The following is a 480-nucleotide window of genomic DNA, read 5'->3' on the forward strand; positions in this document are numbered from 1 at the left end:
CCCAGCGCGCGCCGATGGAGAAGGAACCGGCGGAGATCGCCCGTCGTCTGGAGCGAGCGCAGGTGATGTGCATGGCCGGCGCCATGGAGATCGAGGAGCTCAAGATGAGGAGCGCGCCCCTGAAGGCCCGGCGATCCGAGCTGCAGGCGTTGCTGGCCGAGGTCGACGAGCCCGACACCGTCGCCCTTCATCCGGCCGCCGCCCAGGCCTACGCCCAGCTGGCGTCTAGGCTGCACGAGGCGCTAGAGGGCGAGGTCGGTGAGCCGGTTCGCGCCGAGCTGCGTGAACTGATCGAGGGCGTGGTGCTTCATCCGCTGGCGCAGAAGGGCAAGTTCGAGCTGGAGGTCCGCGGCACGCTCGCGGCCCTCCTTCGCATCGGCGGGCCGCAGACAAGCAAAACCCCCGCGGCGGCTGCCGGCGGGGGTTCTGATAATCAGCTCACTTGGGAAAGTGAGGTAACATTGGGTGCGGGAGCAGGAT

The 480-nt window shown here is 68.5% G+C and carries 1 protein-coding gene; it reads left to right on the top strand.

The genetic code is table 11. From position 1 onward, the window contains the following. Positions 1-14: 14 nt before the first annotated feature. Positions 15-480: hypothetical protein (locus tag B2U11_RS09295; protein WP_292071316.1), on the top strand; the 466-nt coding region annotated here is incomplete at its 3' end.

The sequence above is a fragment of the Brevundimonas sp. UBA7534 genome (assembly GCF_002479325.1).
In the GTDB taxonomy this organism is placed as follows: domain Bacteria; phylum Pseudomonadota; class Alphaproteobacteria; order Caulobacterales; family Caulobacteraceae; genus Brevundimonas.